General features: G+C 66.0%; 29 protein-coding genes and 1 tRNA gene. 18 read left to right on the forward strand and 12 right to left on the reverse strand.

Annotation, left to right across the window (positions count from 1 at the left end; all coding sequences use genetic code 11):
• A partial coding sequence (locus EAH89_RS08600) for an integrase core domain-containing protein (protein WP_140882405.1) occupies positions 1 to 293 on the forward strand: 293 nt, incomplete at its 5' end.
• Between the two features lie 184 nt (positions 294 to 477).
• Here EAH89_RS08600 and EAH89_RS08605 read toward each other — a convergent pair.
• The 3 genes from EAH89_RS08605 to EAH89_RS32130 are packed head-to-tail and all read right to left on the reverse strand — an operon-like array spanning position 478 to position 3,952.
• Positions 478 to 3,231, reverse strand: a complete 2,754-nt coding sequence (locus EAH89_RS08605; RefSeq protein WP_140882406.1) for a hypothetical protein — start codon at positions 3,229 to 3,231, stop codon at positions 478 to 480.
• Positions 3,231 to 3,542 carry a helix-turn-helix transcriptional regulator gene (locus EAH89_RS32500; RefSeq protein ID WP_241666919.1) on the reverse strand — a complete coding sequence of 104 codons (312 nt, stop codon included), beginning with the start codon at positions 3,540 to 3,542 and terminating at the stop codon, positions 3,231 to 3,233. Before EAH89_RS32500 ends, EAH89_RS08605 begins: the two co-directional genes overlap by 1 nt.
• Before the next feature lie 29 nt (positions 3,543 to 3,571).
• A complete protein-coding gene (locus EAH89_RS32130; protein WP_206667484.1) occupies positions 3,572 to 3,952 on the reverse strand; it encodes a helix-turn-helix transcriptional regulator in 381 nt (126 codons plus the stop codon).
• A gap of 687 nt (positions 3,953 to 4,639) precedes the next feature.
• Between EAH89_RS32130 and EAH89_RS08625 the strand changes: the two genes are divergently transcribed.
• From EAH89_RS08625 to EAH89_RS08645, 5 genes are all read left to right on the forward strand, one after another.
• The gene (locus tag EAH89_RS08625) at positions 4,640 to 5,074 is read left to right on the forward strand and encodes a DUF2924 domain-containing protein (protein WP_241666920.1); all 435 of its coding nucleotides are present in this window, start codon (positions 4,640 to 4,642) and stop codon (positions 5,072 to 5,074) included.
• Entirely contained in the window at positions 5,071 to 6,441 is a 1,371-nt protein-coding gene (locus EAH89_RS08630; RefSeq protein WP_140882409.1) for a recombinase family protein, read from the forward strand. Before EAH89_RS08625 ends, EAH89_RS08630 begins: the two co-directional genes overlap by 4 nt.
• 182 nt (positions 6,442 to 6,623) lie before the next feature.
• A complete protein-coding gene (locus EAH89_RS33330; RefSeq protein WP_338325522.1) occupies positions 6,624 to 6,842 on the forward strand; it encodes a hypothetical protein in 219 nt (72 codons plus the stop codon).
• Between the two features lie 140 nt (positions 6,843 to 6,982).
• Entirely contained in the window at positions 6,983 to 7,981 is a 999-nt protein-coding gene (locus EAH89_RS08640) for an alpha/beta hydrolase family protein (RefSeq protein WP_140882411.1), read from the forward strand.
• On the forward strand, positions 7,902 to 8,555 hold the full coding sequence (locus EAH89_RS08645; protein ID WP_140882412.1) for a DNA-3-methyladenine glycosylase: 654 nt from the start codon (positions 7,902 to 7,904) through the stop codon (positions 8,553 to 8,555). The genes EAH89_RS08640 and EAH89_RS08645 overlap by 80 nt, the downstream gene beginning before the upstream one ends.
• A 102-nt stretch (positions 8,556 to 8,657) precedes the next feature.
• Here the strand turns inward: EAH89_RS08645 and EAH89_RS08650 are convergent, their stop codons facing one another.
• Positions 8,658 to 9,524 carry a tripartite tricarboxylate transporter substrate-binding protein gene (locus tag EAH89_RS08650; protein ID WP_161993519.1) on the reverse strand — a complete coding sequence of 289 codons (867 nt, stop codon included), beginning with the start codon at positions 9,522 to 9,524 and terminating at the stop codon, positions 8,658 to 8,660.
• 298 nt (positions 9,525 to 9,822) lie between these two features.
• Between EAH89_RS08650 and EAH89_RS08655 the strand changes: the two genes are divergently transcribed.
• Positions 9,823 to 10,428 (forward strand): 2-hydroxychromene-2-carboxylate isomerase, encoded by a 606-nt coding sequence (locus EAH89_RS08655; RefSeq protein WP_140882414.1) that lies wholly within the window; start codon positions 9,823 to 9,825, stop codon positions 10,426 to 10,428.
• A gap of 29 nt (positions 10,429 to 10,457) precedes the next feature.
• Here EAH89_RS08655 and EAH89_RS08660 read toward each other — a convergent pair whose 3' ends face one another.
• Positions 10,458 to 11,039: an alpha-ketoglutarate-dependent dioxygenase AlkB gene (locus EAH89_RS08660; RefSeq protein ID WP_140882415.1), complete on the reverse strand. Its 582-nt coding sequence runs from the start codon at positions 11,037 to 11,039 to the stop codon at positions 10,458 to 10,460.
• 275 nt (positions 11,040 to 11,314) lie between these two features.
• Here EAH89_RS08660 and EAH89_RS32505 point away from each other — a divergent pair, with 275 nt between their 5' ends.
• From EAH89_RS32505 to EAH89_RS08675, 4 genes are all read left to right on the forward strand, one after another.
• Complete coding sequence (locus EAH89_RS32505; RefSeq protein WP_241666921.1) at positions 11,315 to 11,827, forward strand: hypothetical protein; 513 nt, start codon at positions 11,315 to 11,317, stop codon at positions 11,825 to 11,827.
• The gene (locus EAH89_RS33375; RefSeq protein ID WP_408906289.1) at positions 11,767 to 11,910 is read left to right on the forward strand and encodes a DUF427 domain-containing protein; all 144 of its coding nucleotides are present in this window, start codon (positions 11,767 to 11,769) and stop codon (positions 11,908 to 11,910) included. Before EAH89_RS32505 ends, EAH89_RS33375 begins: the two co-directional genes overlap by 61 nt.
• Before the next feature lie 191 nt (positions 11,911 to 12,101).
• Positions 12,102 to 12,905 carry a VOC family protein gene (locus tag EAH89_RS08670; protein WP_206667485.1) on the forward strand — a complete coding sequence of 268 codons (804 nt, stop codon included), beginning with the start codon at positions 12,102 to 12,104 and terminating at the stop codon, positions 12,903 to 12,905.
• Positions 12,902 to 13,402, forward strand: a complete 501-nt coding sequence (locus tag EAH89_RS08675) for a VOC family protein (RefSeq protein WP_140882416.1) — start codon at positions 12,902 to 12,904, stop codon at positions 13,400 to 13,402. Before EAH89_RS08670 ends, EAH89_RS08675 begins: the two co-directional genes overlap by 4 nt.
• Before the next feature lies 1 nt (position 13,403).
• Here the strand turns inward: EAH89_RS08675 and EAH89_RS08680 are convergent, their stop codons facing one another.
• A complete protein-coding gene (locus EAH89_RS08680) occupies positions 13,404 to 13,916 on the reverse strand; it encodes a 6-pyruvoyl trahydropterin synthase family protein (protein ID WP_140882579.1) in 513 nt (170 codons plus the stop codon).
• Positions 13,917 to 13,918: 2 nt separating this feature from the next.
• On the reverse strand, positions 13,919 to 14,590 hold the full coding sequence (gene folE, locus EAH89_RS08685; RefSeq protein WP_140882417.1) for a GTP cyclohydrolase I: 672 nt from the start codon (positions 14,588 to 14,590) through the stop codon (positions 13,919 to 13,921).
• Between the two features lie 189 nt (positions 14,591 to 14,779).
• Between folE and EAH89_RS08690 the strand changes: the two genes are divergently transcribed.
• Together EAH89_RS08690 and EAH89_RS08695 are read left to right on the forward strand one after the other, a co-directional pair.
• Positions 14,780 to 15,298: an oxidoreductase gene (locus EAH89_RS08690; RefSeq protein ID WP_161993520.1), complete on the forward strand. Its 519-nt coding sequence runs from the start codon at positions 14,780 to 14,782 to the stop codon at positions 15,296 to 15,298.
• Positions 15,295 to 17,265, forward strand: coding sequence for a putative bifunctional diguanylate cyclase/phosphodiesterase (locus EAH89_RS08695; RefSeq protein ID WP_140882418.1), 1,971 nt, complete (start codon positions 15,295 to 15,297; stop codon positions 17,263 to 17,265). Before EAH89_RS08690 ends, EAH89_RS08695 begins: the two co-directional genes overlap by 4 nt.
• 217 nt (positions 17,266 to 17,482) lie before the next feature.
• Here EAH89_RS08695 and EAH89_RS08700 read toward each other — a convergent pair.
• From EAH89_RS08700 to EAH89_RS08715, 4 genes are all read right to left on the reverse strand, one after another.
• Positions 17,483 to 18,246, reverse strand: a protein-coding gene (locus EAH89_RS08700; RefSeq protein ID WP_140882419.1) for an IS5 family transposase whose coding sequence is annotated in 2 segments (ribosomal slippage) — positions 17,483 to 17,916 and positions 17,916 to 18,246 — 765 coding nt in all. Because the reading frame shifts where the segments join, the coding sequence is not laid out codon by codon here.
• Positions 18,247 to 18,978: 732 nt separating this feature from the next.
• Positions 18,979 to 20,388, reverse strand: coding sequence for a hypothetical protein (locus EAH89_RS08705; protein WP_140882420.1), 1,410 nt, complete (start codon positions 20,386 to 20,388; stop codon positions 18,979 to 18,981).
• 111 nt (positions 20,389 to 20,499) lie between these two features.
• Positions 20,500 to 20,739, reverse strand: a complete 240-nt coding sequence (locus EAH89_RS08710; protein WP_140882421.1) for a hypothetical protein — start codon at positions 20,737 to 20,739, stop codon at positions 20,500 to 20,502.
• A 591-nt stretch (positions 20,740 to 21,330) separates the two neighbouring features.
• Positions 21,331 to 21,405 (reverse strand) — tRNA-Gly (locus EAH89_RS08715).
• Between the two features lie 74 nt (positions 21,406 to 21,479).
• Between EAH89_RS08715 and EAH89_RS08720 the strand changes: the two genes are divergently transcribed.
• The 5 genes from EAH89_RS08720 (at position 21,480) to EAH89_RS08740 (ending at position 24,480) form a co-directional block, all read left to right on the forward strand.
• Positions 21,480 to 22,001: a prolyl-tRNA synthetase associated domain-containing protein gene (locus tag EAH89_RS08720; protein WP_140882422.1), complete on the forward strand. Its 522-nt coding sequence runs from the start codon at positions 21,480 to 21,482 to the stop codon at positions 21,999 to 22,001.
• A gap of 90 nt (positions 22,002 to 22,091) precedes the next feature.
• Complete coding sequence (locus EAH89_RS08725) at positions 22,092 to 23,018, forward strand: tetratricopeptide repeat protein (RefSeq protein WP_140882423.1); 927 nt, start codon at positions 22,092 to 22,094, stop codon at positions 23,016 to 23,018.
• 176 nt (positions 23,019 to 23,194) lie between these two features.
• Positions 23,195 to 23,854: an LON peptidase substrate-binding domain-containing protein gene (locus tag EAH89_RS08730; protein WP_140882424.1), complete on the forward strand. Its 660-nt coding sequence runs from the start codon at positions 23,195 to 23,197 to the stop codon at positions 23,852 to 23,854.
• A gap of 40 nt (positions 23,855 to 23,894) precedes the next feature.
• Positions 23,895 to 24,107 carry a Trm112 family protein gene (locus EAH89_RS08735; RefSeq protein WP_140882425.1) on the forward strand — a complete coding sequence of 71 codons (213 nt, stop codon included), beginning with the start codon at positions 23,895 to 23,897 and terminating at the stop codon, positions 24,105 to 24,107.
• Between the two features lies 1 nt (position 24,108).
• The gene (locus tag EAH89_RS08740; protein WP_140882426.1) at positions 24,109 to 24,480 is read left to right on the forward strand and encodes a gamma-butyrobetaine hydroxylase-like domain-containing protein; all 372 of its coding nucleotides are present in this window, start codon (positions 24,109 to 24,111) and stop codon (positions 24,478 to 24,480) included.
• 19 nt (positions 24,481 to 24,499) lie between these two features.
• Here EAH89_RS08740 and recR read toward each other — a convergent pair whose 3' ends face one another.
• Complete coding sequence (gene recR, locus EAH89_RS08745) at positions 24,500 to 25,144, reverse strand: recombination mediator RecR (RefSeq protein WP_140882581.1); 645 nt, start codon at positions 25,142 to 25,144, stop codon at positions 24,500 to 24,502.
• Positions 25,145 to 25,183 lie beyond the last annotated feature (39 nt).

The following is a 25,183-nucleotide window of genomic DNA, read 5'->3' on the forward strand; positions in this document are numbered from 1 at the left end:
CCCAGAACAACATCGATCACCGACTGACCAAGCCCCGGCATCCTTGGACGAACGGGCAGGTCGAGCGGATGAACCGCACGATCAAGGAAGCAACCGTCAAGCGCTACCACTACGAGACGCACGACGAACTCCGACAGCACCTCGACCAGTTCGTCGCCGCCTACAACTTCGCCCGTCGCCTGAAGACTCTACGCGGCCTCACGCCCTACGAAGCCATCTGCAAAGCCTGGACAGAAGAACCGTCCAGGTTCATCCATGACCCGCACCACCAAACCCCGGGACCAAACAGCTAGGCCAGCATAGAGGTTGGGCTATATAGATCTGGCGGCGCAACTGCGGTGCTGACCCACCACCGTTCGACCCAGCACTCACCGTCGGTGCGCCGGCAATCACCGAATGACGGTAAGCGATTGCAGCGCTGGCCATGTGGCATCGCCTCAAGGCCAGCTCGCTCGTCGGTCCACCTGCCTTCGGCCGTCACGCAGCAGCGTGCTGCGCAACGACTTCCTCCAGCTGCCAGTACAAGGTGCCGCCGCTGTGGTTAAGCCGGCATATCCGATAGCCGTCAACGATCCGGCCTTTGTGTAGGCTGAGCCATTTGCCCAGACGGCGGCTGTTGATGGCTCCACCCTCGCCTGCGACCGCTAGGAGCGCCTCGCGGAACTCCGGGCACCGGAACGCCGGGCGACCGAGACCGGCGGTACCACCGCCCGTGGGGACCTGTGCCGTCGCCGCCTCGATGATCTCTCGCACCGAGACCCTGGCGTCGCCGATCACCTCTGCCCACTGGGTGACAACCCCCAGCAGAGCGTCGAGCTTTGGGTCATCGTGCCGTAGCGCCTCCATGGTCTCCACCGGGTCGGCCAACTTATACCAGATGATCGCGTCACGAACGGTTCGGCTCCACTCGGCGAACGAGCCGAGCGGCGGACGCTGCTGCGGTTGGCCCGCGACAAAGAAGGCACGAAGCGCCGTCAGTGCGGCGATCACGTACCGTGGCCGGTCTGCCTTGACCTCGGCGATCGGGTCGCGGTTGAAGGTACGAAGTTCCGGGCGCTCGCAGCCCGGGTCGAGCCGAGCCATGATGGTGCGCCGGGTCATATCACCGACGAGCGTCAGGTTGTTGCCAGTGGCTGTGAGAAGCACATTGGTTGGCAGCTCGGGCACCTCCGACCGGCCGAGAATACGTGTGCGGACCATCTGCTGGGTCAGCGCGGCGCAGAGGAACTCGCCCCCGAGCGGTGCTTCGCAGTTGTCGATCGCAATCAGGCCGACGCCCGCCAGCAGCAGTGCCCCTATGCGCTTCTCGGTCTCCTCCTCGTTCTTGCCCTGCGTCACGACCGAAGCGGCTCGGCCTGAGGCGATGACGGAGGTGAGATCGACAAGCTTGGATTTTCCCGACCCGGCCACGGGAGCGGCAAAGGCGAATAGAGGGGCCGTGGGAAGCGAGGAGCGTATGCACGCCGTCAATATGGCTGCGAGCGCCACCGAATGGTCAGCGTCCGTCACGAAGGGGAACCCTTCGATTAGGTGCAAAAGGACAGAGATGGCCGCATGCCCGTCCTCCCAATCGGGGGTGACTGGCACTTCCGGGTAGCTCACACCATCCATGCTCAGCAGGAGGCCGGTGGCGGCATCATAGCCTGGTTTTACGAGTACACTACCATCGGCCCGCAGGGTTGGGGCGTTGATCAGGCCTGCCAGCACCGGTAGGCGCCAGCCGCCCTGACGCTGACGATACGTCGTCGCGACGTTAAGTGGAGCGTCGATCGGCACCCACTGCTTGGCCCGCCCGTCGAACTTCTTCCAGTCGGCTGCGCGGGTCATGACCTCGGCGAGTGCGTGATCCCCCACCAGGAGGATTTGACGTACGACAGCGTCACCGTCATGCGGAACCTGGACCAGGATTGTGCCGGTGCGCACGATATAGGGTCCACGCTGAAAGAGCCCTACGTTGGCTGCTAGCAACGCGTCCTCGGCTTGGTCGACAATGCTCGCAATCTCGGCACCCTCGCTGCGGATCTGCGGCCGCCCTGCTACGTCAGGAGCAAGGAAGGCCGGGTCGGTGAGGTCGTCGATGCACAGCCAGCCCTGCTCGAGCATCTGGCGCAGGAACAGCAAGCGGTCACGGCCGTCGCAATGGGCGTGGCGGCAATGGTAGACAAAGCCGCGGCTCGTGCTCTCGCCGGCGTTCACGACGAAGGTGGCATCGTCGGCGCCGGCCTGGGTGTGCGCCTGCTCGTTGGCGCAGCACACGTGGTGCTTGACGCGATCGGCGACTTTGCCTGTGAGGAGGTCAGGCCGGCGCGTCGCAAGGGCGGTGGCGATCTCGAACCGCGCTGCGTGGCTGCGTGCCCAGCTTAGGAGGTCAACGACCTCGCCGGTCGTCGGATCGGCGAAGATCAAGGCATCATCGTTGGCAGGGACGCGCCCGCCGAACTGGGAGTTCTGGGGCGAGCAGGCCTTCATGCCCTTGATGGGTGACGCTGCGGGCAGGTTGAACAGGTCGCAGGGCACCCCCTCAAGCACCGCACACTCGGCAGCCGGACCTTCTGCGGGCCGGCGAGGCAGGTAGAACAGGCGCGAGGTGTCCGTGCAGGCCTGATCGTGATCAAGCCCGAGCGCTGCAGCCAGCGCCACAATCCGTTCCTTCCAGGCAGCATTGGCGGCGGCTTGGCTGGGGTAATCGGCCGCCTGCCAGGGTGTCAGGAGGGGCACGATGACGCGGAACTTGGGGCAGGGCTGGTGCTCGATGAGGACGTGCGTTGCGTCCTCCCACACCACCTTCGCGCCGTCGGCCACCTGGGGGAGGTAGCCTTTGGCGATGAGGAGAGCGGCCGCCGCCAGCTCCGGCGCCGCGGCGGTGCTGCGAAACCGCACCCAGTCCTCGCGCTTGACCTTTGTGCACGAGGTTCCGTGCGAGTGGGTTGAAGCAATGGTGGCGGCCCAGCCGTGCGCGGCGAGGCTGGCGCTGATCTGGTCGAGGTCGTGGCCCGCGTCGCAGTCCAGCACGGCAACCTCGATGCGCTCGGCATCCTCCTTCTTGCGGCTGGTGCCGCGGAAGGTGGCGGGCACCCAGCAGGTGCCCTCCTTTTGCCCGAGCTCATGGCCGGTTAGGAGCACGGCAAGATCACCCCAGGTCACCTCACGCCGATGGGTCCAGGGGCCTGTCTGCGTATGGTGACCGAAGGTGCAGCGGATCGGACTGCTCTTGCTGAAGGGCGTGCTCATCAGATTGACATACCCAGCGCGAACTTTTCACTATCAGCCAGCTGAGCCGCGGCCTGCCTTGCTGCCGCACGCTGCTGCGCCGCCTCGTACGCTTCAACGTCCTCGAGGCGGTAAACCACGGCGCCGCCTAGCTTGAGGTAGGTGGGCCCCTTTCCATCGTAGCGCCAGCGCTCCAGCGTGCGGTGGCTGAGCCGCCACCGATTGGCCAAATCGAACTGGGTCAGGTGCTTGACGGCTACCAGCTCAGGGACGGCGGGTCGCTGCATCGCGGGGCTGTTCGCCTGGGCAGCCGTCGTGGCGGATCGAAGCATGGTGTCGCTGTCCCCTTCGTTCCGCCGGGTCACGCGCGGTAACCGTTGTGGTGGGTGCCCAGCGAGCGCCACGACCGAGAGGGTCCCGTTACGAAAGATGCGATCTGCCGGAGCATGCCGTGCGAAGCCGCAACAACAGCGGCCGCGTGGCGTTCGCCACCGGCGCGCCACTGAGCCATCTCGAAGGCCACAATGTCCTCGACACGGTAAAGCACAGCGGTCCCAAGTTTGAGGTTGGCCGGACCTTGGCGCTGCTGGCGCCAGCGCTCGAGGGTACGCGCGCTGAGCTGGCAGCGTTGGGCCAAGTCGCGCGACGTGAGGTGCTGCGTGGGATGAACGGTGCCGCTCCGCGGCTCGCTCCCTGTCGCGCTGGAGGTGATCTGCGCGGCCGTCGTCGTCGTCGAAAGCATCGTGGTGTCCTTGGTCGAAATGTCCCGTGGTCATGCGGGATGCGCCTGATCTAGTCGCCCAAGATCACGTTACGGAAGAGTTGGAGGCCGGAATTTTTCCTGTGGTGGCGGACGCGTGATATATTCGTCACGGAGAATGGCACTCTAATACTTGGGTGCCATGTCATGCGTCATGCGCTCAGACTGCTTGCGGCAGGCATTTTCATCGTCGGCAGTCAATTGCACCGGGCTGGGTAGTGATCATCGGAGTGCTTGCTGATGAACGCAGAGTTACTCGGCTACCCCTTTTTAGGCGCTCCGCCCCGAACAAACGGTCATTCCACTTCTTCTGGGCAGCATTGGTAGGTGATCCCGTACTTCGAACATGAAGCACCTCGCCCCCAAGCGCTTGTTGACAGTGCATCTCGCCCCGCACCTGCGAGAGGTTTGCGCCTTGCTCGCAGCCGGTCTGGTGCGGCTTCGTGCCCGCACCGCCGAGGATCTCGCCTCGGACGCCGAACGGGCCGGGGGCTTGAGAGAATGTTCGCTACACTTCCGGCCCGAACAGAGCGGTCGTGTCCCTCCCCAAACTCGGAGACACGCATGACGCAGAGATCCACAGCACGGCATGGGAGGGAGCCCGCTCGGGGGCAGACAGCCCCGTCAGCGGCCCTGGCGCCCACGTTCCCGGCTATTCCAGCCGCTGACGTGCTAGGCCGCCTGGCAGCCCTCCAGAGCGCCCCCACGGCGCAGTTGAAGCAGCAGTGGCGCGAGCTGTTCGGCAAGGAGCCGCCGCCCTTCAACCGTGCCTACCTCCAGAGCCGCCTCGCCTACCGCATCCAGGAGCTCGCCTACGGTGGCCTGCGACCCGAGACCCGCGCCCGCCTGGAGGCACTCGGCGAGCAGCTGGACGGCGGCAACGTGGTCCTGAGGCGGATCCGGGCCGACAGCCGACCGCTCGCCGGCACCCGCCTCCTGCGCGAGTGGCAGGGGGTGGAGCACGCGGTCACGGTGCTGGCGGATGGATTTGAGTTCGAGGGCAGGCCCTACCGCTCCCTCTCCGCAGTGGCACGGCACATCACCGGCACCCGCTGGAACGGCTGGACCTTCTTCGGGCTGAAGAGCCAAGGGAGGGGCGCATGAGCCGCCGCCAAGGCAGGGCGGCCGAGGTGGTGCCGCCTCCCACCCCCGTCCGGCGCCTCCGCTGCGCTGTCTACACCCGCAAGAGCACCGACGAGGGGCTCGACCGCGAGTTCAACACCCTGGATGCCCAGCGGGCCGCCTGCGAGGCCTACGTGCTGTCCCAGCGCGCCGAGGGCTGGACGCTGGTAGGGGACCGCTACGACGACGGCGGCTTCTCGGGCGGCACCCTGGAGCGGCCGGCCCTGCAGCGGCTGCTCCGCGACATCGAGCAGGGAGGGGTGGACGTGGTGGTGGTCTACAAGATCGACCGCCTCTCCCGCTCGCTGATGGACTTCTCGCGGCTGGTGGAGGCTTTCGAGGCGCACGGGGTGACCTTTGTCTCCATCACCCAGAGCTTCAACACCACGACCTCCATGGGGCGGCTGACGCTGAACATCCTGCTCTCCTTCGCGCAGTTCGAGCGCGAGGTGATCGGCGAGCGCATCAGGGACAAATTCGCCGCCTCCCGCGCTCGGGGCATGTGGATGGGCGGGCACGTGCCGCTCGGGTATGACGTCCGCGAACGCAAGCTGCTGGTCAACGATGTGGAGGCCACGACGGTCCGGCGGGTGTTCACCACCTTCCTGGATACTGGGTCGGGCACCGAGACGGCGCGTCTGCTCCAGGCGAAAGGCTTGACCAGCCGGTCAGGACGGCTGCTGGACAAGGGCGACGTCTACAAGCTGCTGAACAACCGGACCTACGTGGGCGACGCCGCGCACAAGGGGAAGGTCTACCCTGGTGAGCACGCCGCCATCACCGATCGGGCGCTCTGGGACAAGGTGCACACCCTCCTCAAGGAGAGCCCGCACACCCGAGGCAATGCCACCCGGAACCAGACGCCCGCGCTGCTGAAGGGGCTCATCTACGGCACTGACGGGCGGGCGCTCTCGCCGACCCACACACGGCGCCGTGGGCGGCTGTACCGGTACTACGTCAGCCAAGCGGCTCTGAAAGGCACCAACACGGCTGTACAAGCCGACCCCGCCCTCGTGCGGCGCATCTCGGCGGCGGAGATCGAGGCGGCGGTGGTTCAGCAAGTGCGTGCCCTCCTGCGCCAGCCGGAGATTATCGTGGGCACCTGGGCGGCGGCGCGAGCCAGCGACCCGGGCCTGACCGAGGGCGGGACGCGAGACGCCCTGCACCAGATGGAGCCGCTCTGGGACGAGCTGTTTCCGGCGGAGCAGGCGCGGATCGTGCGGCTGCTGGTGGAGCGGGTGACGGTGTCCATCACTGGAGCGGATATCCGGCTCCGGGTGGAGGGGTTGGCGAGCCTCGTCCGGGATTTGGGCGCGAGCCGCCCAGCGCCATTGGAGACCGCCGAGTGAGCACCGCCCAATCGACATGCCTCACGGTTCAAGTGCCGCTTAACATCCGGCGCCAGCCGGGGCGAAAGACGGTGGTGACGCCGGAGAAGGTGGCAGGCCCTACGATTCCTACGCCAGCCGCTCAGACGCGGGGCGACCCAGCGCTTGTGAAGGCATTGGCTCGGGCCTTCCGGTACCAGCGCATGCTCAACGACGGCCAGTACGTCTCGATTATAGAGATGGCCGAGGCCGAGCGTCTGGACCGCGGCTATGTGGGCCGACTGCTACAGTTGACATTGCTCGCACCAGAAATCGTCGAGGCAATTCTAAACGGATGCCAACCGGCCGGTCTTCGGCTGGCAGACTTGTTGGAGCCGATCGGCACCGACTGGCAGGGGCACCGGCTTCTAGCCGGGACATGACAAGCTTTTGGTCGGCGCTTGCGTCCGGATCGCTCTAATCCTGGTAGGAGGGCAGCACCGATGCCTGCCAACCCAAGGTTGCTCGACCGCAGCGCCGCGTCCTAAGGTCAATGCAACGAAGCATCGGGTGGGACGCCAACATGAAACGGATTCTGGCGCTGATGGCCACACTCGCGATGGGCCCTGCATTAGCGTCCGAGGGATCATCCTACACGACGATGAGCGTTGCTGGGCTCCGAACCGGTGTCATCATCAACGAGGCTGACTGCCCCAATGCGGCGGGCTCGGTCTGGGTCACTGCGCCCCACGCCGACGGCACCGTAGAAGGGGCCTGCATCCGATACTATGCGGCGGGACTGTCCACGACCAATCCAGACGCCATCGTCTTCCTGCACGGTAATCGCCTCGCTCGTTCCTATGACAGCGAAGGCCGGCTGATCCGGATCGGCGCCTCGGAGGGCTACGGCACCGCCACGGAGGAGTCTCTCCAACGCGCAGCCACCTTGCAAGCGGCAGCTCTCGGCCACCCCTTCATCATTCTCGCCCGGCCCGGCTATTACGGCTCCTCAGGTGTGGCCGCCGAGCAATACCGGCGGCGCGAGATTTTACTCGTTAACGCTGCTCTCGAAGCGATCAAGCAGCGCCACGGCATCGCTCGCTTCGGCGTTTCGTCACAATCCGGCGGTGGGCCCTCCCTCGGAGGCATCCTCGCGCTGCGGGATGACGTGCCCTGCGCGACCTTCAGTTCCTCGCTTACGGCATTCGACGAGCGCGACCGCGCGCTGGGTGCAGCCTCACGCGCGCCGGCCCTGCGGCAAGTGACCCAGGACCCGTACGATCCCATCCGGGAGGTGGCGAAGGTCCGCCCCTCCGCAGAGCGGCGGGTGTTCGTCGTTGGGGATCCCGAGGATCGTCAGGTGCCCTTTCCCTCACAGCAGGCCTATGCCGAGGCACTCAGGCAGCAAGGGGTGAAGGTTGCCATCACGACCAGTACGGCCGTTGGTGCAACCCACCACAGCCTTGGTGCCACTGGTCAGCGCGGTGTTGGCTGGTGTCTCGATGGCCTTCCCGACGAGGAGATCTTGTCGCGCATGGGGCGTGGTGAGGCTACCTACTTACTTCAGGGTGGTTTCTACTAAGCGTCAGCATGTGGCTCCCTTATGCCGTGCCTTCTTTGCGCGTCCTGCGGCCGATGTTGCAAAGGACCTGATTGGGGCAACCCTGTTGGTGGACACGGTCGGAGGCTTGGTCGTGGAAACCGAGGCCTACGATCACGAAGATCCAGCGTCTCATAGCTACGTTGGGCGGACGGCACGGAATGCCTCGATGTTTGGTCCGCCTGGCCACGCTTACATCTATCGATCCTACGGGCTGCACTGGTGCCTCAACTTCGTTTGCGGGGCAGAGCCGCTCGGCAGTGCGGTGCTCATCAGGGCGCTGAAACCGACCGTTGGGATTGACCTGATGCGGCAGCGGCGGGGGGGCGTTGGGCTGCGGCTACTCTGCAGCGGTCCCGGTCGCCTTAGCCAGGCTCTGGGGGTAACCGGCACCCTCGATGGTCAGCCCTTGGATCAGCCTCCCTTTTCTGTCCTTCCTTGCGCAACCGAGGTGCCAGTCATCAGTGGCCCACGCATTGGCATCACACGCGGGGCGGAAACGCCGTGGCGTTTTGGTCTCACTGGATCAGTCTTCTTGAGTCGGCGCTTCGCGTAGCAACCTCCGCTGCTACGTCGGTGGGTGCAGCATTTCCAGCTTCTGGAAATGGGAATTTGAAGTGCTGCGGCGCTTGTCACCGCGCAGTTGCGGCACCCTGTATCAATCGGCAGTGATACGAGCGGTGCGGATGACCCCTGTCCACTTGGCGATCTCCCCACGGAGATGCGCCGCGACATCATTTGGGCCCGCGGCAAACGGCTCAAGCCCTAGCTCGGCAAACCGGCCGGCAAGATGGGGGAGCGCCTCCCGTGTCGCGCTGTCCAGACGCTCAATGATGGCAGGTGGGGTGGCTGCCGGCACGAACAGCGCTGTCCAGACGCCCATCTCGAAGCCGGCCGCCGTCTCGGCCACTGCAGGTACCGCAGGCAGGCTCGGGAGCCGCTGCGCCGAGGTGACGCCCAGTGGCACAAGACGGCCCTCCCGCGCGTGCGGAAGGGAGGAGGGCAGGGTATCGAACATCAGGTCAACCTGCCCCGCGAGCAGAGCGGTAGCGGCTGGGGCGGTGCTTCGGAAGGGCACGTGCAGGAGGTCTACGCCGGCGAGGGACTTGAACAACTCCCCGGCGAGATGACTGGAGGTGCCATTACCCCCTGAGCCATAGGTCAGCATGCCGGGCTGCGCCTTCGCCCGTGCGATCAGGGTGGTCACATCCAAGATGCCCTTTGACGGATGAGCAACCAGGAGGTTGGGGCTGGTCGCGACACCTGAGGCGGGCGCGAAGTCGGCCACGGGATCGTAGGTCAAGCTCCGGTAGAGGCCGACGTTCATCGCGTGGGTACTGATCGTCCCCATCAGGATTGTGTAGCCGTCCGGGGCGCTGCGGGCCGCCGCTTCGGTGCCGATGATCCCGGCGGCGCCGGCCCGGTTATCGACCGTCACCGGCTGGCCAAGCGTGATGGCAAGGCGCTCTGCCAAAAGTCGGGCCGCGATGTCGGTGAACCCGCCGGGGGCGAAGGCTACGATCATCCGGATTGGGCGTGACGGCCATGACTGAGCCGATGCCAAGGGCGAAAGGGCACTCAGCAGGGCTGCTCCCGTCGTCGCTGACAGGACATGGCGTCGGGTAATCATGGCAGCGTCCCTCCCTGCGCCGACTTTGCGCCGCTCCTCGGCGAACTCGCCACGGCCTGATGAGCAGAGCAAGGGATTGTTGATGCCCGGGTACCATCCGCCATGGCATTGACGTACCCGAGGGTTCAGAGGGCATGCAGGCTTAGCGATCCTGATCCATAGTGCTGCAAGAACACCGGTGGGGGGAGCAAGAATGGGCCTACACGTTGACTACTATGCCTCGCTGAACTCGCCATGGACCCATCTGGGCGCTGCGCGGCTGGAGGCGGTGGTTGCACGGCACGAGGCAACCCTGCGCATCTTCCCCGTCGACTTCAGTACCATCTTCTCGGCATCAGGCGGACTACCCCTGCCCAAGCGATCTCCGCAGCGTCAGGCCTACCGCCTGCAGGAGCTGGAGCGCTGGCGGACGCACCTGGGCATCCCCCTCCACCTCCAGCCTCGGTTCTTCCCGGCCTCCGAAAAGCTATCGGCGGGCTGCGTGATTGCTGCGCGCGAAACCCTCGGAGACAAACCGGCCGTCGCCCTCGCGCATCGTGTGCTGAAGGCACTCTGGGAGGAGGAGCGCGACACGGCCGACCGGGATGTGCTCGCAGCACTCATCGAGGACATCGGCCTTGATGCAGCGCCCTTACTGGCCCTGGGAGCGGAGGAGAGGTGGGCGGAGCAGCGGGTCCTCGACACCCAAACCGCCCTCGCACGGGGGGTGTTCGGGGCGCCAAGCTACGTCATCGGGGAGGAAATCTACTGGGGGCAGGACCGCCTGGACTTCCTTGATCGCCGATTGGCGTTCGGGTGACGTCAGAATGCCGATTGGCGCAGCGCAGCTCACCCCCTTACCAGGCGCATCGTCCTGAAGGTGACAGAGTAGCGCAGGCTGTCCACGGGCGGGATGCTGTGCTCCCACTCGGTTCGAGACGTCCCCGCCAGTAGATAGGCCGACCGCGGCTCGAGGGTAAGCGCTGCCCGTTTCCAGCCGAAGTTCGTCTCACGCCTCAGACGGAGGGTGCAAGGCGAGAGAAAGGAAACGCCGACGACCTCCTTAAAAACCGCCTTGTCCCTGTGCCAGCCAATAGCTGCACCGGCGGCGTACTCAGTGACGAGGACCTGCTGCATGCTGAAGGGATCAAGCTCAGCGAAAGCCGCTGCGCGTGCGCGAAGAGGGAGCAGGAATTCTGGGATCGCCTCCGCGCTCACCAGCTGCTCCCGGCCGAAGTCGTACTTCGAGCCATAGGAGACGATTCGGCGCTTTCCGACATACTCCCGGAACTCGAATGCGGCGAATGGCAGCTCAGCGAACTGCGCGACGAGGTCGTGCTCCTGATCTGGCGTTATCAGCTCCCGCGTGTGTCGGAAGCCCTCGGGCATGGAGGGCTCGGGCTCGAAGAGGTAGGGCTGGACGGTCTTCATGCTCTCGTGAAAAGCGGGGGCAGCCGGCGCAGGTTGCGGCTGGAGCGCGGCTACATGGGGCTGCTGCTGTAGCTTGGGCTATTGGCGCCAGGCACCACAGAAGCCACGCTCAATGGGGCCGCCGCTGTTCCCGACCCCGCCAGTCCCTGGCTCCCTCTCCTATCACGTGTGTCGAGCGGGTGCCCACCGCCGGCGCTCAGCCAGCCGCACCCCACCAATAGCCAGCGCTCCGAATCGTGTTCCTGATATGTTCTGGTTGGGTTTAAGGTCTCCCCATGAGCCACCTCCACGACACCCACGCCCCTTGCCCCAACATGGACGTCCTGGCCGCGCGCTTAGCCGAGCAGCGTTACCGAACCCTGGTGGACCATGGCTTGTCGAAGGTGCAGGCATGGGACGAGGCCGTATCGCTCTTTGCCGGCCACCACCCGAGCTGGCCCGTGCCACTCGCCGAGCGCGAGGCGGCTCGCACGGTGGGAGCGCTCGTGCTCAACCAGATGGTGGCAGCCGAGGTCCAGTCGAAGCAGTCGACGGAAAAGGTGCCGCTGGACTTGCTGGTTGACCTTGCCACGCCTGTCATGCCGGAGGGCATGCGGGCGACGACGCGGGTGGAAGGGATGGGCGATGGCGCGGTTTCGATCTTCCGCGGCGCCTGGAAGTTCACGGGCAACGTCCGGCCCGTCACCTCACGCTTTCCCATAGCTCGTCCGTTCACGGCCGGTCCGGCATTGCACGCTGGAGCTACCCGGATCCGACACCGGCCTTCGCCGCCATCCGCGACCACCTAGCAGTTTACGCCGACGCCATGGACCGGTGCTTTGTTGGGGATGAGGCGGTAACCCCACAACCTGGCGGCTTTTATGAGGGTTAAATCACCAGCGACCTCAAGGTCCCGCTCAAGGGCGAGCCCGGCACTATTCGGTGGCGAGGACGCGCGCAGGGGCAAGCACATAGGGACAGCATGGTCGAGCGGTCCCTCACAGAACCACGACCGACCACCTTGATGTTGTCGAGCAGGCCGCCGCCTGAAGCGCGAAGCTCTATGAAATGAGGAACACAACGATGGCAAACGCAACGATGGCGAACCCTCATGGCACACCGATCTGGTACGAGTATCTCGCCCGGGACATCGATGGGGCCGAGCGCTTTCTCACCAGCGTGATCGGCTGGCAGGTGACGAACAGCGGTATGCCGGGGATCGACTACCGGATCCTCTCGGCGCCCGACAGCGCGGCGATCGGCGGCCTGATGACACTACCGCAGGGCGCGCCGATCCGGCCCGGCTGGCTCGCCTACTTCGGTGTGGACGACGTGGATGCCAGCGTGGCCGCGATCCGGGCTTCCGGGGGCGTCGTCCACATGCCGCCTATGGATCTCAATGGCGTCGGACGGATGGCCCTGGTGGGCGATCGGCAGGGTTCACCCTTCTACGTCATGCGCGGGGCCAGTGAGGCGCCCTCGACGAGCTTCCAAAGTCCTGGCGATGCGGTGCCCGGCCATATGGTCTGGAACGAACTTCTCACCTCCGATCAGGACGCGGCAATGAGCTTCTACGGCCCGCTCTTCGGCTGGCGCCACGAGGGCGCCATGCCGATGGGCCCGCTCGGCGACTACAAGTTCATCCATGCTGGTACCACCGGCCTCGGCGCTTCCATGAACGTGCCGCCCGGCGAGCCGCCGGGCTGGCGGTTCTATGTCCTCGTCCCCGATGTCGATAGGGTGGTCGAACGCCTCACCGCCGCTGGAGGGAGATTGCTCCGAGGCCCGGACCAGATCCCTGGCGGCGATTACGCCGTGGTAGCGGAGGACCCCTTCGGTGTCCGCTTCGGCTTTGTCGGCGCACGGCGCGAAGGAGCGGCGGCATGACGCACATCACGCCCTGTCTCTGGTTTGATGGTACCGCTGAGGATGCCGCGCGTTTCTACGCGGCGACTTTCCCGAACTCCTCGGTTGATGTCATCCACCGCGCCCCCTCCGATTATCCGGCAGGTCGGCAAGGTGACGTCCTCACCGTCGAGTTCACCGTGCTCGGAACCCGCTTACTCGGCCTCAACGGCGGCCCGAACTTTCCCTTCACCGAGGCGGTGTCCTTCCAGGTCCACACGCAGGACCAAGCGGAAACGGACCGCTACTGGTCCGCCCTCGTCGGCAGTGGAGGCAGCGAGAGCAAGTGCGGCTGGTGCAAGGACCGTTGGGGGCTCTCCTGGCAGATCGTGCCACGCCAACTCACGGAAGCGCTGGCAAGCCCCGACGCGGCCGCTGCCAAGCGTGCGTTCGAGGCGATGATGACTATGGTCAGGATTGATGTAGCGCGCATCCAAGCGGCGCTCACCAACAGGCCGACATCGTCACATGGGAACTAGATTACGAAGACGGCCCAGACCGGCGAGATTGGCTGTTTGGCGTATAGATGGCTGAATTACCGCTGTGCTCGCGCACCTCAACTTCTTCCAGCCAAACCCGCCCGTCGGTCGAGGTGTCGACGTAGCGAGCGATGTAATCGAAGGCATGCCGCGCCGTCGCCTCGCATCCAACCGCCGGTAGGACGCGAAGCTCCGCCAAGCCGCCGGCAGCCAAGCGTTGAAACTCAGGCAAGCCCGGATCATCCGCGGCAACCAGCAGTGTGTGATCGAACATCTCATGCAGCCACGCCTTGATCGGCTTTAGACCACCGAAATCAAAGCACCAGTATCGTTCATCGAGTTCGCTGCTGGCGAATGTCAGGCGGAACGAAAGCGCGTAGCCATGTAGTAGCTGGCAGTGCGAGTGCGTAGCTCGCCATTGCCGAAAGCAGCAGGATAAGCCCTCCTCGTGACCATAGGTCTTCGTCGAGCGCCAGATCGCAGGAACGGCAACACGCTGCGGCAGAGTGTCCATCTTCAACCCCGCCCACGTTCGAGGCTGATGCACTCCTGCAGGAACTCAGCCTTCAGTCCGCCGTCTTCGGCGAGTACACCCCAGTAGGCTGTGCTGACCATACGGCCTCGATGACTGGCGCGCACGCCACGCTGCGTCTTGCACATGTGCACTGCACTGACGCGCACGGCCAATCCGCGCGGTGCCGTCTTCTCGACAAGGTACTCCCCGATTTGTTTTACAAGCTCTTCCTGAATTTGCAGCCTGGAGGCGAAGTAGTCGACGATGCGGTCGTACTTAGACAGGCCGATCAGCTTGCCTCCGGGTGCGGGTAGGACGCCGATGGTGGCTTCCCCATAGAACGGCATGAGGTGGTGGGCACACGTTGAGCGCACGTCGATCGGGCCGGTGACGATGAGCTGGTCGAACCCTTGCGCGTTGTCGAACTCGGTGATGGCTGGAGGGTCGCAGTAGCGGCCGTTCATGATCTCCTCGACGAACATCTTGGCCACCCGCCGCGGCGTATCGCGGGTGTTGTGATCGTTGCGATGATCGACCTGCAAGATGTCGAATAATTCTTCGAGCTTTAGCGTGGCAGCCCCAACCATGGCTGCTCGCTCGGAGGAGTCGAGGGCGCCAATCACTCCCTCATTCGCGAGGCGCGGCGGCCGAAGGCGACGAATGCTGACGCTCACCTACTTCGCTCCCATGTGGGTCCTCATACCGGCGGCCCGTCCCGCGCGACTCCGGGCTGAACGCACCGGAGAGAGGTTGCGGACCGGACGTCGAGCGCGCGGCTTAGTGAGCAACCTTAGTCACATTCTTTACCTTTAGGCAACAACTAATCGGCAAGGTCCTTTGCCCATCATCTGGCCTCCTGAACCATGCCCCACGACATCGCGAGACGGACCCTCGGCGCTCTTGCTCTTGGTGCCATGTCATCGTCGATGGCTGGCGCCGCCGGTTCGCTACCGCAGCCTGCGGGCAGACCTATTCTGACGGTATCTGGCCGGATTGCGGTGTCTAACCGCGACGGCGCCGCTGTGTTCGACCTCCCGATGCTGGAAGCTCTGGGCACCGACGGCTTTGAGACGAGAACGCCTTGGCATGGGGGGATGGTGCGCTTCGACGGCGTGCGCATGCACCATCTCATGCAGGCAGTTGGCGCGTCGGGCGAGAACGTGACCGCGATTGCCCTCAACGACTATACAACCGATCTCCCGATCGCCGACTTCGAACGCTACGGCGTCCTCCTCGCGATGAAACGGGACGGTGTGTACATGCCGGTCCGCGATAAAGGACCCTTGTTCATCGTCTACCCGTACGACAGCAAGCCGGAACTAAGGGCGCAGCAGTACTATAGCCGCTCGGCCTGGCAGGTTGCGAAACTCGTCGTGACATGAACGTCGCGCGGCAGCCACCCGTGAGTAGTCTCCGTTTAACAAAGCTGGCGCTGCTTGGCATGGTTCTGTTGCTGGTGGGAGCAGCGGCTTACACGTCGTTTCTGATCTTGCGGCGGCAGCAGGCACTGAGCGAAGTATCCCGGTACAACATCACCTGGTCTGTCAGCCAAGCGGCACTAGAGGTTTCTAGGTTGCAAGGCATGACAGCGGCTGCGCTGATACCGGATGGTGGCGTTGGCGAGGAAGACGTACAACTCTGGCTCGATATCGTCACGAACAGAGCGCGGCTCTTCGAAGGCGGAGACGTCGCCGACTTCGTTGCAACGTCGCCGGAACTCTGCGCGATTGTCGCTCGCTTCCGCGAGGTGGCCCGCGCCGGCCAAGCGCTTATGGAGGATTCAGACGCGCCGGACCGGCTGCGTCGCCTGCTTGCGCTGGTCGCGTCGCTCAATGCTCCGATGGCCCGCCTCGCTGGAGCAGCGAATACGCAGGGCGGAACGCTTGTCGCTCAGGATCAAGAGCAGCTCAGCAGCCTGCACTGGCTGTTCGCAGCCATTCTGGGCACGCTCGCTCTGAGCGCCTTTGGCCTCATTGGGGCGCTCACACGACACAATCGCCTCCTTGCGCAGGCCTGGGATCGCGTCGAGCAGCAGAATCAAGTGCTGGAAAGACGTGACCGGGAGTTGCTCTCGCAAAACGCCCGGATTTCCTTCATGGCGCACCATGACGCGCTGACTAGCTTACCGAACAGGGTCTTGTTCCAGGAAAGATTGGAGCAGGCGCTGGAGGTGCGCCAGCGCGGCTTGGGCGATCTTGTCCTACTCTGTATCGATCTTGATGACTTCAAGCAGGTGAACGATACTCTTGGACACCCTGCCGGTGACGCGCTGCTTAGGGCAGTGGCGCAGCGACTGCACGCATGTGTGCGCAAGGATGACGTGATCGCGCGGCTCGGCGGGGACGAGTTTGCCGTGCTGCAATGTGGCACCGATGATCCCAGGAACGCGGGTGAGTTGGCGCAGCGAATTGTTGATGCGCTTGGTGCAGCCTACGATCTCAACGGTCATCGGGCGGTCATTGGYGCAAGCGTCGGYATTGCCATTGCCACGCCYAATCTTGCGTCAGCCGATAYGCTGCTCATGCAAGSCGACCTGGCCCTGTATCAGGCCAAGGCAAATGGGCGAGGAACGTTCTCCTTCTTCGATAACGCAATGAACSAGCARMTGCAAGCGCGTCGGGCGATGAAGATCGACTTGCGCGAGGCGCTCGAGCGGGGCGAGTTCGAAGTGTTTTACCAACCCTTGTTCCACTTGCAAGCTCAACGCGTTAGCGGGTTCGAGGCGCTGCTGCGGTGGCGTCATCCAGAGCGTGGCTTGGTTTCTCCCGCGCAGTTCATCCCACTTGCGGAGGAGCTTGGCCTTATTGTGCCGATTGGCGAGTGGGTGTTGGAAAGAGCTTGTGCAATAGCGATCGACTGGCCTGCTGACATCAAGGTCGCTGTGAACCTCTCCCCCATCCAGTTCCAGAGTGCCGGCCTCGTCGAGGCAGTGCGGCGGGCAYTAGTGAGGTCTGGCYTRGCAGCCCACAGGCTCGAACTGGAGATCACGGAGTCGGCGCTGCTACAGGACAGCGAAGCCGTGGTGAAGACGCTTCACGAGTTGCGTGCACTCGGTCTGCGCACCGCGCTCGACGACTTCGGCACTGGCTACTCGTCCCTTAGCTACCTTCGGAGCTTTCCATTTGATAAGCTCAAGATCGATCAGTCGTTCGTGCGCGAGATGGGGCACCGCGCGGACTGTCTTGCAATCGTCACCTCGGTTCTCGACTTGGCGCACCAACTCGGTATGGACACGACGGCAGAGGGCGTTGAGACAGAGGAGCAGCTTGAACAACTACGCTCGGCTGGTTGTACGGAAGTTCAAGGCTTCCTGGTGTTAAAAGGGCCGATACCTCATCTTGAGTGCTGATCGAATGGTCGCCGAAGGGGCACTGCCGTTTCTGACCGGCCCTGGCTTACTGGGAGCGCAGATGTAGGTGATGGAACTCGCTTCCCGCATTCACACAGGGTGTCTTGCAGTTGGCGAACGGCAAATGCTCGGCGGCATCCTTTTACGCAATTCTGAACTGACTACGCTCGCTCGATGACACTGCCGAGTGCTTTCCTCAAGGAGCCTTATACTAGGGTCAGGACTCATTGATCCAGAAGAGCACGGTGGCTGCGAGGCAGATGGCGGACATGAAGGTGTGGGCGCTTCGGTCGTAGCGCATGGCGATGCGGCGCCAGTCCTTCAGGCGGCCGGACATGTTCTCGATGCGGTGGCGTTGCCGGTAGAGGGCCTTCTCGTAGGGGATCGGGACCTTGCGGCTCTCGCTTGACGTAATGCAGGGCACGACGCCGCGCTCGGTGAGCGCCTCGCGGAAGCGGTTGCTGTCGTAGCCTTTGTCGCTGAGCAGATCCTTGGCGCGTGGCAGGCGAAGCAGCATCAGGGCCGCGCCCTTGTGGTCGCTCATCTGCCCTTCGGTGAGCAGCAGGACCACGGGGCGACCCTTGCCGTCACAGACGGCGTGCAGCTTGGAGTTCAAGCCGCCCCTGGTGCGCCCGATACGGCGGGGAAGGGCCCCTTTTTGAGCAGGCTTGCGGCTGTGCGGTGCGCTTTGAGGTGGGGGGCGTCGATCATCAGGCGTTCGGGCTCACCCGCGCGACCCGCGAGCCCGGCGAAGATGCGGTTGAACACGCCGAGGCGGCTCCAGCGCACGAAGCGGTTGTACAGGGTCTTGTGAGGACCGTAGGCCGCCGGGGCATCACGCCAGCGCAGCCCGTTGCGAAGCACGTGGAGTAGGCCGCTGACCACCCGCTGATCGTCGACCCGGGGCACCCCGTGCGAGAGCGGGAAGAGAGGCGCGATACGCCGGATCTGCGCCCTCGTCAGCCAGAACAGATCAGCCATGGCAGCACCTCCGGCGACCAGAGAATCAGCCATTCAGATCAAGCGCTAGCCCAAATTAACGGGTCCTGACCCTAGTGCTCCGGGCAATGGAGCCGCCCGGGGGTGTTCAGTTCATCTTTTCCAGGCTTGCAGGCCATGTGGTGGAGCCCGGGCGCCTGATGATCGACGTGACATACATCAAAGCCGATAGGAGGGAGCCAGCTTTATCAGGATTACACTGTGCTTCGTTGTATCGGGCGCGTTAGGAACAGCGTGAATGCCATGCCCCATACTCTGCCCAATGGCTCGGAAGGGCATGATCGAAACGCCTGCGGATTTTCTCATCTTCTAATTGCATCACGCGGCCGTGATCGGTTAACAATGGGACACCGGGACGACGAACTCGGGGCTGACGGAGGGGGGATACTCCGGCGGCGATCCACTAGCGTGATTAAGTGTTCTCATCGGCGTGGGGGGTTAACGCTGGTGAGCTACTCCGCCTGCTTCCTGGACTGGTAAACCGGAGAGGGGGTTTCTCCGGCAGCTGCTGAACTGCGACTTTTTGATTTCCTGACTTCCTGACGTGAGCGCATGCAAAGCCACTGCTCACCTGTCGGTGGGTGGTGGCTTTCTACTCGTGTGAAGTGGCGATCCTCGTCGACGGAGGGCGTTGAGCAGAGGCCAATCGGCGGCAGACCGAAGCGCCGCACTTCTCCTTGCGTGCGTCCATGAGCTGAACACTTGCCCGTCCTCTCACTCCCGCAGCTCGGCAACACCGAGCTCGTACCACATCCAGGCGAAGTCGTACTCGCCGATGGGATCGCCGACGGGCCGCTTGGATGAGTGGTTCTCGAGCGTCTTGAGCCAGTTCACCACCTTCTCCCGTCCCTTGGCCGTGCGGGCCGCCCGACGCGGTGAAACGTTGCCCAAGGCGGGGATCGGCTGGTCGAGAACCTGACGGTAGTGCTCCTCCAGCTGCTGCTGAAGGATAGCCTGTACTTCGTCGGGCGGCAGGTCCACGGAAGGCGGCCGCTCGCCTCTCCGGTGGAGTTCCGCCAGCATCGGCTCCAGGTCCTGGCGCTCGACCAGCGGAGGTCGGACCAGCCCCTGCAAGGGGGGCTCCAGGAGCGCGCGGCCGCGCTCCGCCCGGGCCTCGGAGTTGACGGAGAGGATCACCTTACGGCCGGTGATCTCAACGGTGCCGAGGACGACCGCGCCGCTCTCCATGGTGGTAATCAACTGCATGCCGTCCGACTTCCGCGGGATACGCTTCGGTGGCTTGGCGGGGGAGGCGAGCCAGTTCCAAAAGCTCGGACCGGCTCGCTCCAGGGCTCGGACGGCGTCGAGGGTGGCGCGTGCGGCCGTCAGCGTCACGCCCGGGCGCAGCGGAAAGTGCAGGGTGACGAACCTCAGCGGGTCACCGTCGCTGTTCGCCACCTCCGGTAGGCTGTCGTCGAGCTCAGCCCGTAGTACGGCGGCAAGCCAGAGGTTGGTGAAGGCGAAGGCTGTGCGGCCGAGCAGCAGCTCCGGGGTGAGCGCGGCGTCGGCTGCGTGCGCGGGAACGCTTCGACCAACTTCCCTCGCGACCTTCGCCACGAGACCTCCAGCCTTACTCCGGGCGCGCCGCAGCGACGCCAGCAGCTGCTCGCTTGTTTCCTGGTCATAGGGGAGCAGGGTGCCGCTGATCACCGCGCCGCTCCGCTGCGGGATCACTCGTGTGGCGACCCTGTCCCACTGGCGCAGGCTGCGGGTGCCAGACTTCTCCAGCACGCGCACGGGCTCGGAGGAGCGGACGAGGTCGCGCAGCACCATGGACTCGCCTGGAGCCACCTCGCTGACCTCGTAGAGGCTGATCACCGAGCGTCGGAGTGCGGCGATGTACTCCTGGGTGGCGACGGGTTCCTTCCAGCCGCGACGCTTGAGGTACTCATCGGCCAGGTTGCGCCCGTCCGGCAGGTCCGAGGAGAGCAGATCCTCGAAGGCCGCACCCCAGATCACCCCTTGGTCCTCGTCGTCGAGGAGCTCCCAGAGATCCTCGACCTCCAGATCGGCACCTGTGCAGGCAGGGGCGACATGCCGGACGAGGGTTTCGGCCATGACCTCGCGCCATTCTGGGCGCCGGGTCCAGGCGATCAGGCCGTCGAGCTTGTGGATGACTGGCATGCCTGCTCCTCAGGCAGGGGGTTTCTGGGCCGGAGAGAGTGGGCGAGGCGGCGCGCCCTGAACAAGGCCGGTTCGCCCGGCTACCGCGGCACGAGCAACCGCCCCTAGCTCTCAGGCGGCGTGCGACTTGCGGTCCTTCGCCTCCGCCTCCGAGCGCTCCTTCCAGAAGGTCATGTCCGCCTCCTTGCTGAACATGACCCGAACGCCGGTGGCACCCTTGCTCATCCGGAGGTTCCCGCCGTTCTGGGCCCGGTGCTCGGCAACCCAACGCTTGAACGTCGGGTCTTCACTGGTGAAGCCCGCGAACTCGAGTACCCTGGCGATCTCTTCCTGCTTGCGACGCTTGACCATTCGTCAGATCCCTACGGGTGGCCGCAAAGAACGCTGGCGCAAGATCGCTCAGCGATCCCCCTGGCTGCGGCCGCTCTGCGTGGCTTTGCTCGCGCCGCCCTGGTTGCCCTTACCGCTGCCACTACCGGCGCGAGCGTCCTTTGGATTAGCCTTGCCGCCACTGGCGCTCTTACCGCCCTGAGGTGCGCCGCCAGCAGGCGGAAGGGGAGGTAGGTTTGCCATGGTGGTGCCTCGTGAATGCGGTGGAGGATGACGTAGAGAACGAAGCAACCACGCCGTGGTTAGGCGCGAAGATCGCAGCGTCAGGACTCGGGGCTGAAGCGTGTACTTGTGCTGAAGGCGCGATCGCCTGGGCGACAGCAACTCCAACCTTGCACGAACGCGGCGGCGAAATATAACACGGTTACAAGGTACTAAACCTTGTAGACTAAATCGCCCAAGTCCCAAGCTTCGGAGACAACGGCCTCTCCGGAGAGAGAAATCGGCGCTCGTTCCGCACTCGAAGTATCAAGCTATGTGCGGAAAATGAGGCCAGAACACACGGAGAAGCGCGATCCCAACTCGCCAGAGAAAAGTTGTCTCGTGGAAAGTTGGAGCGGGCGAAGGGATTCGAACCCTCGACCCCGACCTTGGCAAGGTCGTGCTCTACCCCTGAGCTACGCCCGCGCTCCGTGTGGGGCGGCTTCTGACACGGGTCGGCAGGGCTTGCAACCCCTCCCGTGCGGGAAGATGAACGGGCCATGCCGGAAACCCCCGAAGCCCTCCTCGCACGCCTCGACGCCGCGGGCATCGCCGCCACGACGCACCGCCACCCGCCCCTGCACACGGTGGCCGAGAGCAAGGAACGGCGCGGCGACCTGCCGGGCCTGCACGTGAAGAACCTCTTCCTCCGCGCCAGGCCGCCGCAGCCCTTCCTTCTCGTCGTGGCGGAGGAGGACGCGCCGCTCTCGATCAACGCCCTCGCCCGCCGCCTCGGCACCGGACGCCTCTCCATGGCGAACGAGGCGGAGCTGTGGGAGCGCCTGGGCGTGCGCCCCGGCTCCGTCACGCCGCTCGCCCTCGTCAACGCGCCGCCCGGCAGCATCCGCCTCGTCATGGACCGCCGCCTGCTGGAGGGGGAGGGGCCGGTGAACCTCCACCCCCTCACCAACACCGCCACGACGGCCGTCGCGCCCGCCGACCTCCGCCGCTTCCTCGAAACCCTCGGCCACCCGCCCGAGCCGATCGACCTGGAGGCGGACCCCGCCAACCCGCTTGCCTGAGAGCCCGTGCGGCGCATCTATGGGGGCAAGCAAGCCACCCGCGCCGCCCCACACGCCCGCGCCGCCCCACACGACAGAGCCGAGACCACGATGAGCACCTTCCTCGACCAGCCCCAAACCCCGGCCGACGACCTGATCAAGGACGGCGACCAGAAAACCTTCATGCAGGACGTCGTCGCCGCCTCCCGCGAGGTGCCGGTGCTCGTCGACTTCTGGGCGACCTGGTGCGGCCCCTGCAAGCAGCTCACCCCCACGCTCGAGAAGGTGGTCCGCGCCGCCGGCGGCCGCGTGCGGCTGGTGAAGATCGACATCGACAAGAACCGCGCCCTCGTCCAGCAGCTCGCCCAGCTCGGCCTGCCGCTCCAGTCCGTGCCCACCGTCGCCGCCTTCTGGCAGGGCCAGATCGCCGACATGTTCCAGGGCGCCCTCCCCGAGAGCGAGGTGAAGCGCTTCACCGAGACCCTGCTGAAGCTGGCCGGCGGCCAGATGCCCTCCGCCGACCTCCTGGCCGAGGCGAAGCAGGCCGCGGAGGAGGGCGACCACCAGGGCGCGCTCGAGCTCTACGGTGCCCTCGTCCAGCAGGAGCCCGAGAACGCCGCCGCCTACGCCGGCGTCGCCCGCAGCCTCCTGGAGCTCGGCGAGGAGGCCCAGGCCGGCCAGGTGCTCGACAGCCTCTCTCCCAAGCTGCGCGAGCACGCCGAGGTCGCTGCCGTCCGCAGCGCGCTCGAGCTCGCCGCCGCCGGGCGCGAGGCGCGCGGCAAGCTCGCGGAGTACGAGGCCCGCCTCGCCGCCGACCCCGACGACCATCAGGCCCGCATCGACCTCGCCGTTGCCCTGAATGCGAGCGACGACCGCGCCGGCGCCACTGACGCCCTGCTGGAGGCCTTCCGCCGCGACCGCGCCTGGAACGACCAGGCCGCCCGCAAGCAGCTCCTCAAGTTCTTCGAGGCCTGGGGCTTCGAGGACCCGGCCACCAAGGCCGGCCGGCGCAAGCTCTCGGCGATGCTGTTCAGCTAGGCTCCCCGGAGCGGGGCGGCCCGGCCCCCCGGCAAGGCCGGGCAGCGGCCCGCCCCGGCACCGGGCGGGCGGGGCACCGGCGCCGCGGGGAGGGGAGGGACGCCCCTCCCGCCCTGGACATCCCGCCCATTCGGCGCATCTGCCCCTGACACGCAGGCGAACGGGATCCACCGGCCATGCCCATCCAGTCCTCCGGCCTCGCGGCCCTGCCGGCGGAGATCGCGGTGTTTCCCCTCACGGGCGCGCTGCTCCTCCCCGGCGGCCGCCTGCCGCTCAACATCTTCGAGCCGCGCTATCTCGCGCTCGTCGAGGCCAGCCTCGCCCAGGGGCGCGTCTTCGGCATGATCCAGCCCGACCCCGCGGCCTCCCCCCAGCCGGACGGGCCGGGGCTCTACAAGGTCGGCTGCCTCGGCCGCCTCACCTCCTTCTCCGAGACGGAGGACGGCCGCTTCCTCATCAGCCTCACCGGCACGATCCGCTTCCAGGTCGCCGCCGAGCTGCCGGGGCGCGACGGCTATCGCCGGGTTCGTGCCGACTACTCCCCCTTCTCCACCGACCTCGAGGACCCCGCGCCCGCCGAAATGGACCGCCCGGAGCTGCTCAGCGCGCTCCGCGCCTATTTCCGTGCCAAGGGGATCGACGCGAACTGGGAGGCGATCGAACAGCTGGAGGACGAGTCCCTCATCACCACCCTCTGCATGGTCTGCCCTTTCGAGCCGCTCGAGAAGCAGGCCCTGCTGGAGGCGCAGGACCCCGCCGCCCGCGCCGCCATGCTGGTGACGATGCTCCGGATGGACAGCATGCCCGGGACGGGCCAAGACGTCCGCCCGAGCTGACGCTGCCCGCCAGCCGACGCCGCGCCGGAGAGAGAGCCGCATGAGCCAGACATCCGCCCCGCCTGCGGGCGCCGAGGCCCCCGCCGTCGATCCCCGCCTGCTGGAGATCCTCGTCTGCCCCGTCACCAAGGGCCCGCTGCGCTACGACCGTGCCGCCGGCGAGCTGGTGAGCGAGGGCGCGGGCCTCGCCTACCCGATCCGCGACGGCATCCCCATCATGCTGCCCGACGAGGCCCGCCGCCTCGCCGACTAGGGTGCCCACCCCCACGGAGATCCGGCTGAACCGCGCCGAGCGCCGCCTCGAGGTCACCTTCGACGACGGCGCCACCTTCCGCCTGCCCGCCGAGTACCTTCGCGTGGAGAGCCCCTCCGCCGAGGTGCAGGGCCACGGCCCCGGCCAGAAGACCCTCGTCTCCGGCAAGCGGGAGGTCGGCATCACCGCCGTGGAGCCGGTCGGCCACTACGCCGTCCGCCTCGTCTTCGACGACCGCCACGACACCGGCATCTACACCTGGGACACGCTGCACCGCCTGGGGCGCGAGCACCCTGCCCGCTGGGCGGAGTACGAGGCCGCCCTGGCCGCCCAGGGCCTGTCGCGGGACCTCCGGGGCCGGGGAAGGGGCTGAACCCCCGCCCGGCCCACCCTCAGGCCGGCCGCCGCGCCCGGAGCGCCGCCGCCAGCGTGCCGTCGTCGAGCACGTCGAGCGCGCCGCCCATCGGCACGCCCTGCGCCAGCCGCGTGACGGGCACGGAGAGCGGCCGCAGCCGGTCCACCAGGTAGTGCCCGGTCGTCGCGCCCTCGACGGTCGCGGGCAGGGCGAGGATCACCTCCTCCACCTCCCCGCCGGAGACGCGCTCCACCAGCGGCTGGATGGAGAGGTCCTCCGGCCCCACGCCGGCCAGCGCGGACAGCGTGCCGCCGAGCACGTGGTAGAGCCCGCGATGCGCCCCCGCGCGCTCCAGCGCCCAGAGGTCCGACACGCCCTCCACCACGCAGACCAGCCCCCGCTCCCGCCGCGGGTCGCGGCAGACCGAGCAGGGGTCGCGCGTGTCGAGGTTGCCGCAGACGCGGCAGGGCCGCACCGCCTCCGCCGCCGCCTCCAGCGAGCGCGCCAGCGGGATCATCAGGCGCTGCGGGTCCTGCAGCATCTTGAGCACCGCCCGCCGCGCGGAGCGCCGCCCGAGGCCGGGCAGGCGCGACAGGAGGTGGATGAGCTGCTCCACCGGATCGTTCGGCGGAACCGAGCCGGGGGAGGGCGCGACGCGCGCGGCGGAGGCATCGAACGGCATCCTCGTCATATGGTGATGCCGCCCCCTCTCCGCATCCAA

The sequence above is a fragment of the Muricoccus nepalensis genome (assembly GCF_006438825.1).
GTDB lineage: Bacteria > Pseudomonadota > Alphaproteobacteria > Acetobacterales > Acetobacteraceae > Roseomonas > Roseomonas nepalensis.

Excerpts from the sequence above, each read along its gene's own strand:
- EAH89_RS08605 (WP_140882406.1), bottom strand. The coding sequence starts at position 3,231 with ATGAGCACGCCCTTCAGCAAGAGCAGTCCGATCCGCTGCACCTTCGGT.
- EAH89_RS32500 (WP_241666919.1), bottom strand. The coding sequence starts at position 3,542 with ATGCTTCGATCCGCCACGACGGCTGCCCAGGCGAACAGCCCCGCGATG.
- EAH89_RS32130 (WP_206667484.1), bottom strand. The coding sequence starts at position 3,952 with ATGCTTTCGACGACGACGACGGCCGCGCAGATCACCTCCAGCGCGACA.
- EAH89_RS08630 (WP_140882409.1), top strand. The coding sequence starts at position 5,071 with ATGAGCCGCCGCCAAGGCAGGGCGGCCGAGGTGGTGCCGCCTCCCACC.
- EAH89_RS33330 (WP_338325522.1), top strand. The coding sequence starts at position 6,624 with ATGCTCAACGACGGCCAGTACGTCTCGATTATAGAGATGGCCGAGGCC.
- EAH89_RS08640 (WP_140882411.1), top strand. The coding sequence starts at position 6,983 with ATGAAACGGATTCTGGCGCTGATGGCCACACTCGCGATGGGCCCTGCA.
- EAH89_RS08645 (WP_140882412.1), top strand. The coding sequence starts at position 7,902 with ATGGCCTTCCCGACGAGGAGATCTTGTCGCGCATGGGGCGTGGTGAGG.
- EAH89_RS08650 (WP_161993519.1), bottom strand. The coding sequence starts at position 9,524 with ATGATCGTAGCCTTCGCCCCCGGCGGGTTCACCGACATCGCGGCCCGA.
- EAH89_RS08655 (WP_140882414.1), top strand. The coding sequence starts at position 9,823 with ATGGGCCTACACGTTGACTACTATGCCTCGCTGAACTCGCCATGGACC.
- EAH89_RS08660 (WP_140882415.1), bottom strand. The coding sequence starts at position 11,039 with ATGAAGACCGTCCAGCCCTACCTCTTCGAGCCCGAGCCCTCCATGCCC.
- EAH89_RS32505 (WP_241666921.1), top strand. The coding sequence starts at position 11,315 with ATGAGCCACCTCCACGACACCCACGCCCCTTGCCCCAACATGGACGTC.
- EAH89_RS08670 (WP_206667485.1), top strand. The coding sequence starts at position 12,102 with ATGGCAAACGCAACGATGGCGAACCCTCATGGCACACCGATCTGGTAC.
- EAH89_RS08675 (WP_140882416.1), top strand. The coding sequence starts at position 12,902 with ATGACGCACATCACGCCCTGTCTCTGGTTTGATGGTACCGCTGAGGAT.
- EAH89_RS08680 (WP_140882579.1), bottom strand. The coding sequence starts at position 13,916 with ATGGACACTCTGCCGCAGCGTGTTGCCGTTCCTGCGATCTGGCGCTCG.
- EAH89_RS08690 (WP_161993520.1), top strand. The coding sequence starts at position 14,780 with ATGCCCCACGACATCGCGAGACGGACCCTCGGCGCTCTTGCTCTTGGT.
- EAH89_RS08705 (WP_140882420.1), bottom strand. The coding sequence starts at position 20,388 with ATGCCAGTCATCCACAAGCTCGACGGCCTGATCGCCTGGACCCGGCGC.
- EAH89_RS08710 (WP_140882421.1), bottom strand. The coding sequence starts at position 20,739 with ATGGTCAAGCGTCGCAAGCAGGAAGAGATCGCCAGGGTACTCGAGTTC.
- EAH89_RS08720 (WP_140882422.1), top strand. The coding sequence starts at position 21,480 with ATGCCGGAAACCCCCGAAGCCCTCCTCGCACGCCTCGACGCCGCGGGC.
- EAH89_RS08725 (WP_140882423.1), top strand. The coding sequence starts at position 22,092 with ATGAGCACCTTCCTCGACCAGCCCCAAACCCCGGCCGACGACCTGATC.
- EAH89_RS08730 (WP_140882424.1), top strand. The coding sequence starts at position 23,195 with ATGCCCATCCAGTCCTCCGGCCTCGCGGCCCTGCCGGCGGAGATCGCG.
- EAH89_RS08735 (WP_140882425.1), top strand. The coding sequence starts at position 23,895 with ATGAGCCAGACATCCGCCCCGCCTGCGGGCGCCGAGGCCCCCGCCGTC.
- recR (WP_140882581.1), bottom strand. The coding sequence starts at position 25,144 with ATGCCGTTCGATGCCTCCGCCGCGCGCGTCGCGCCCTCCCCCGGCTCG.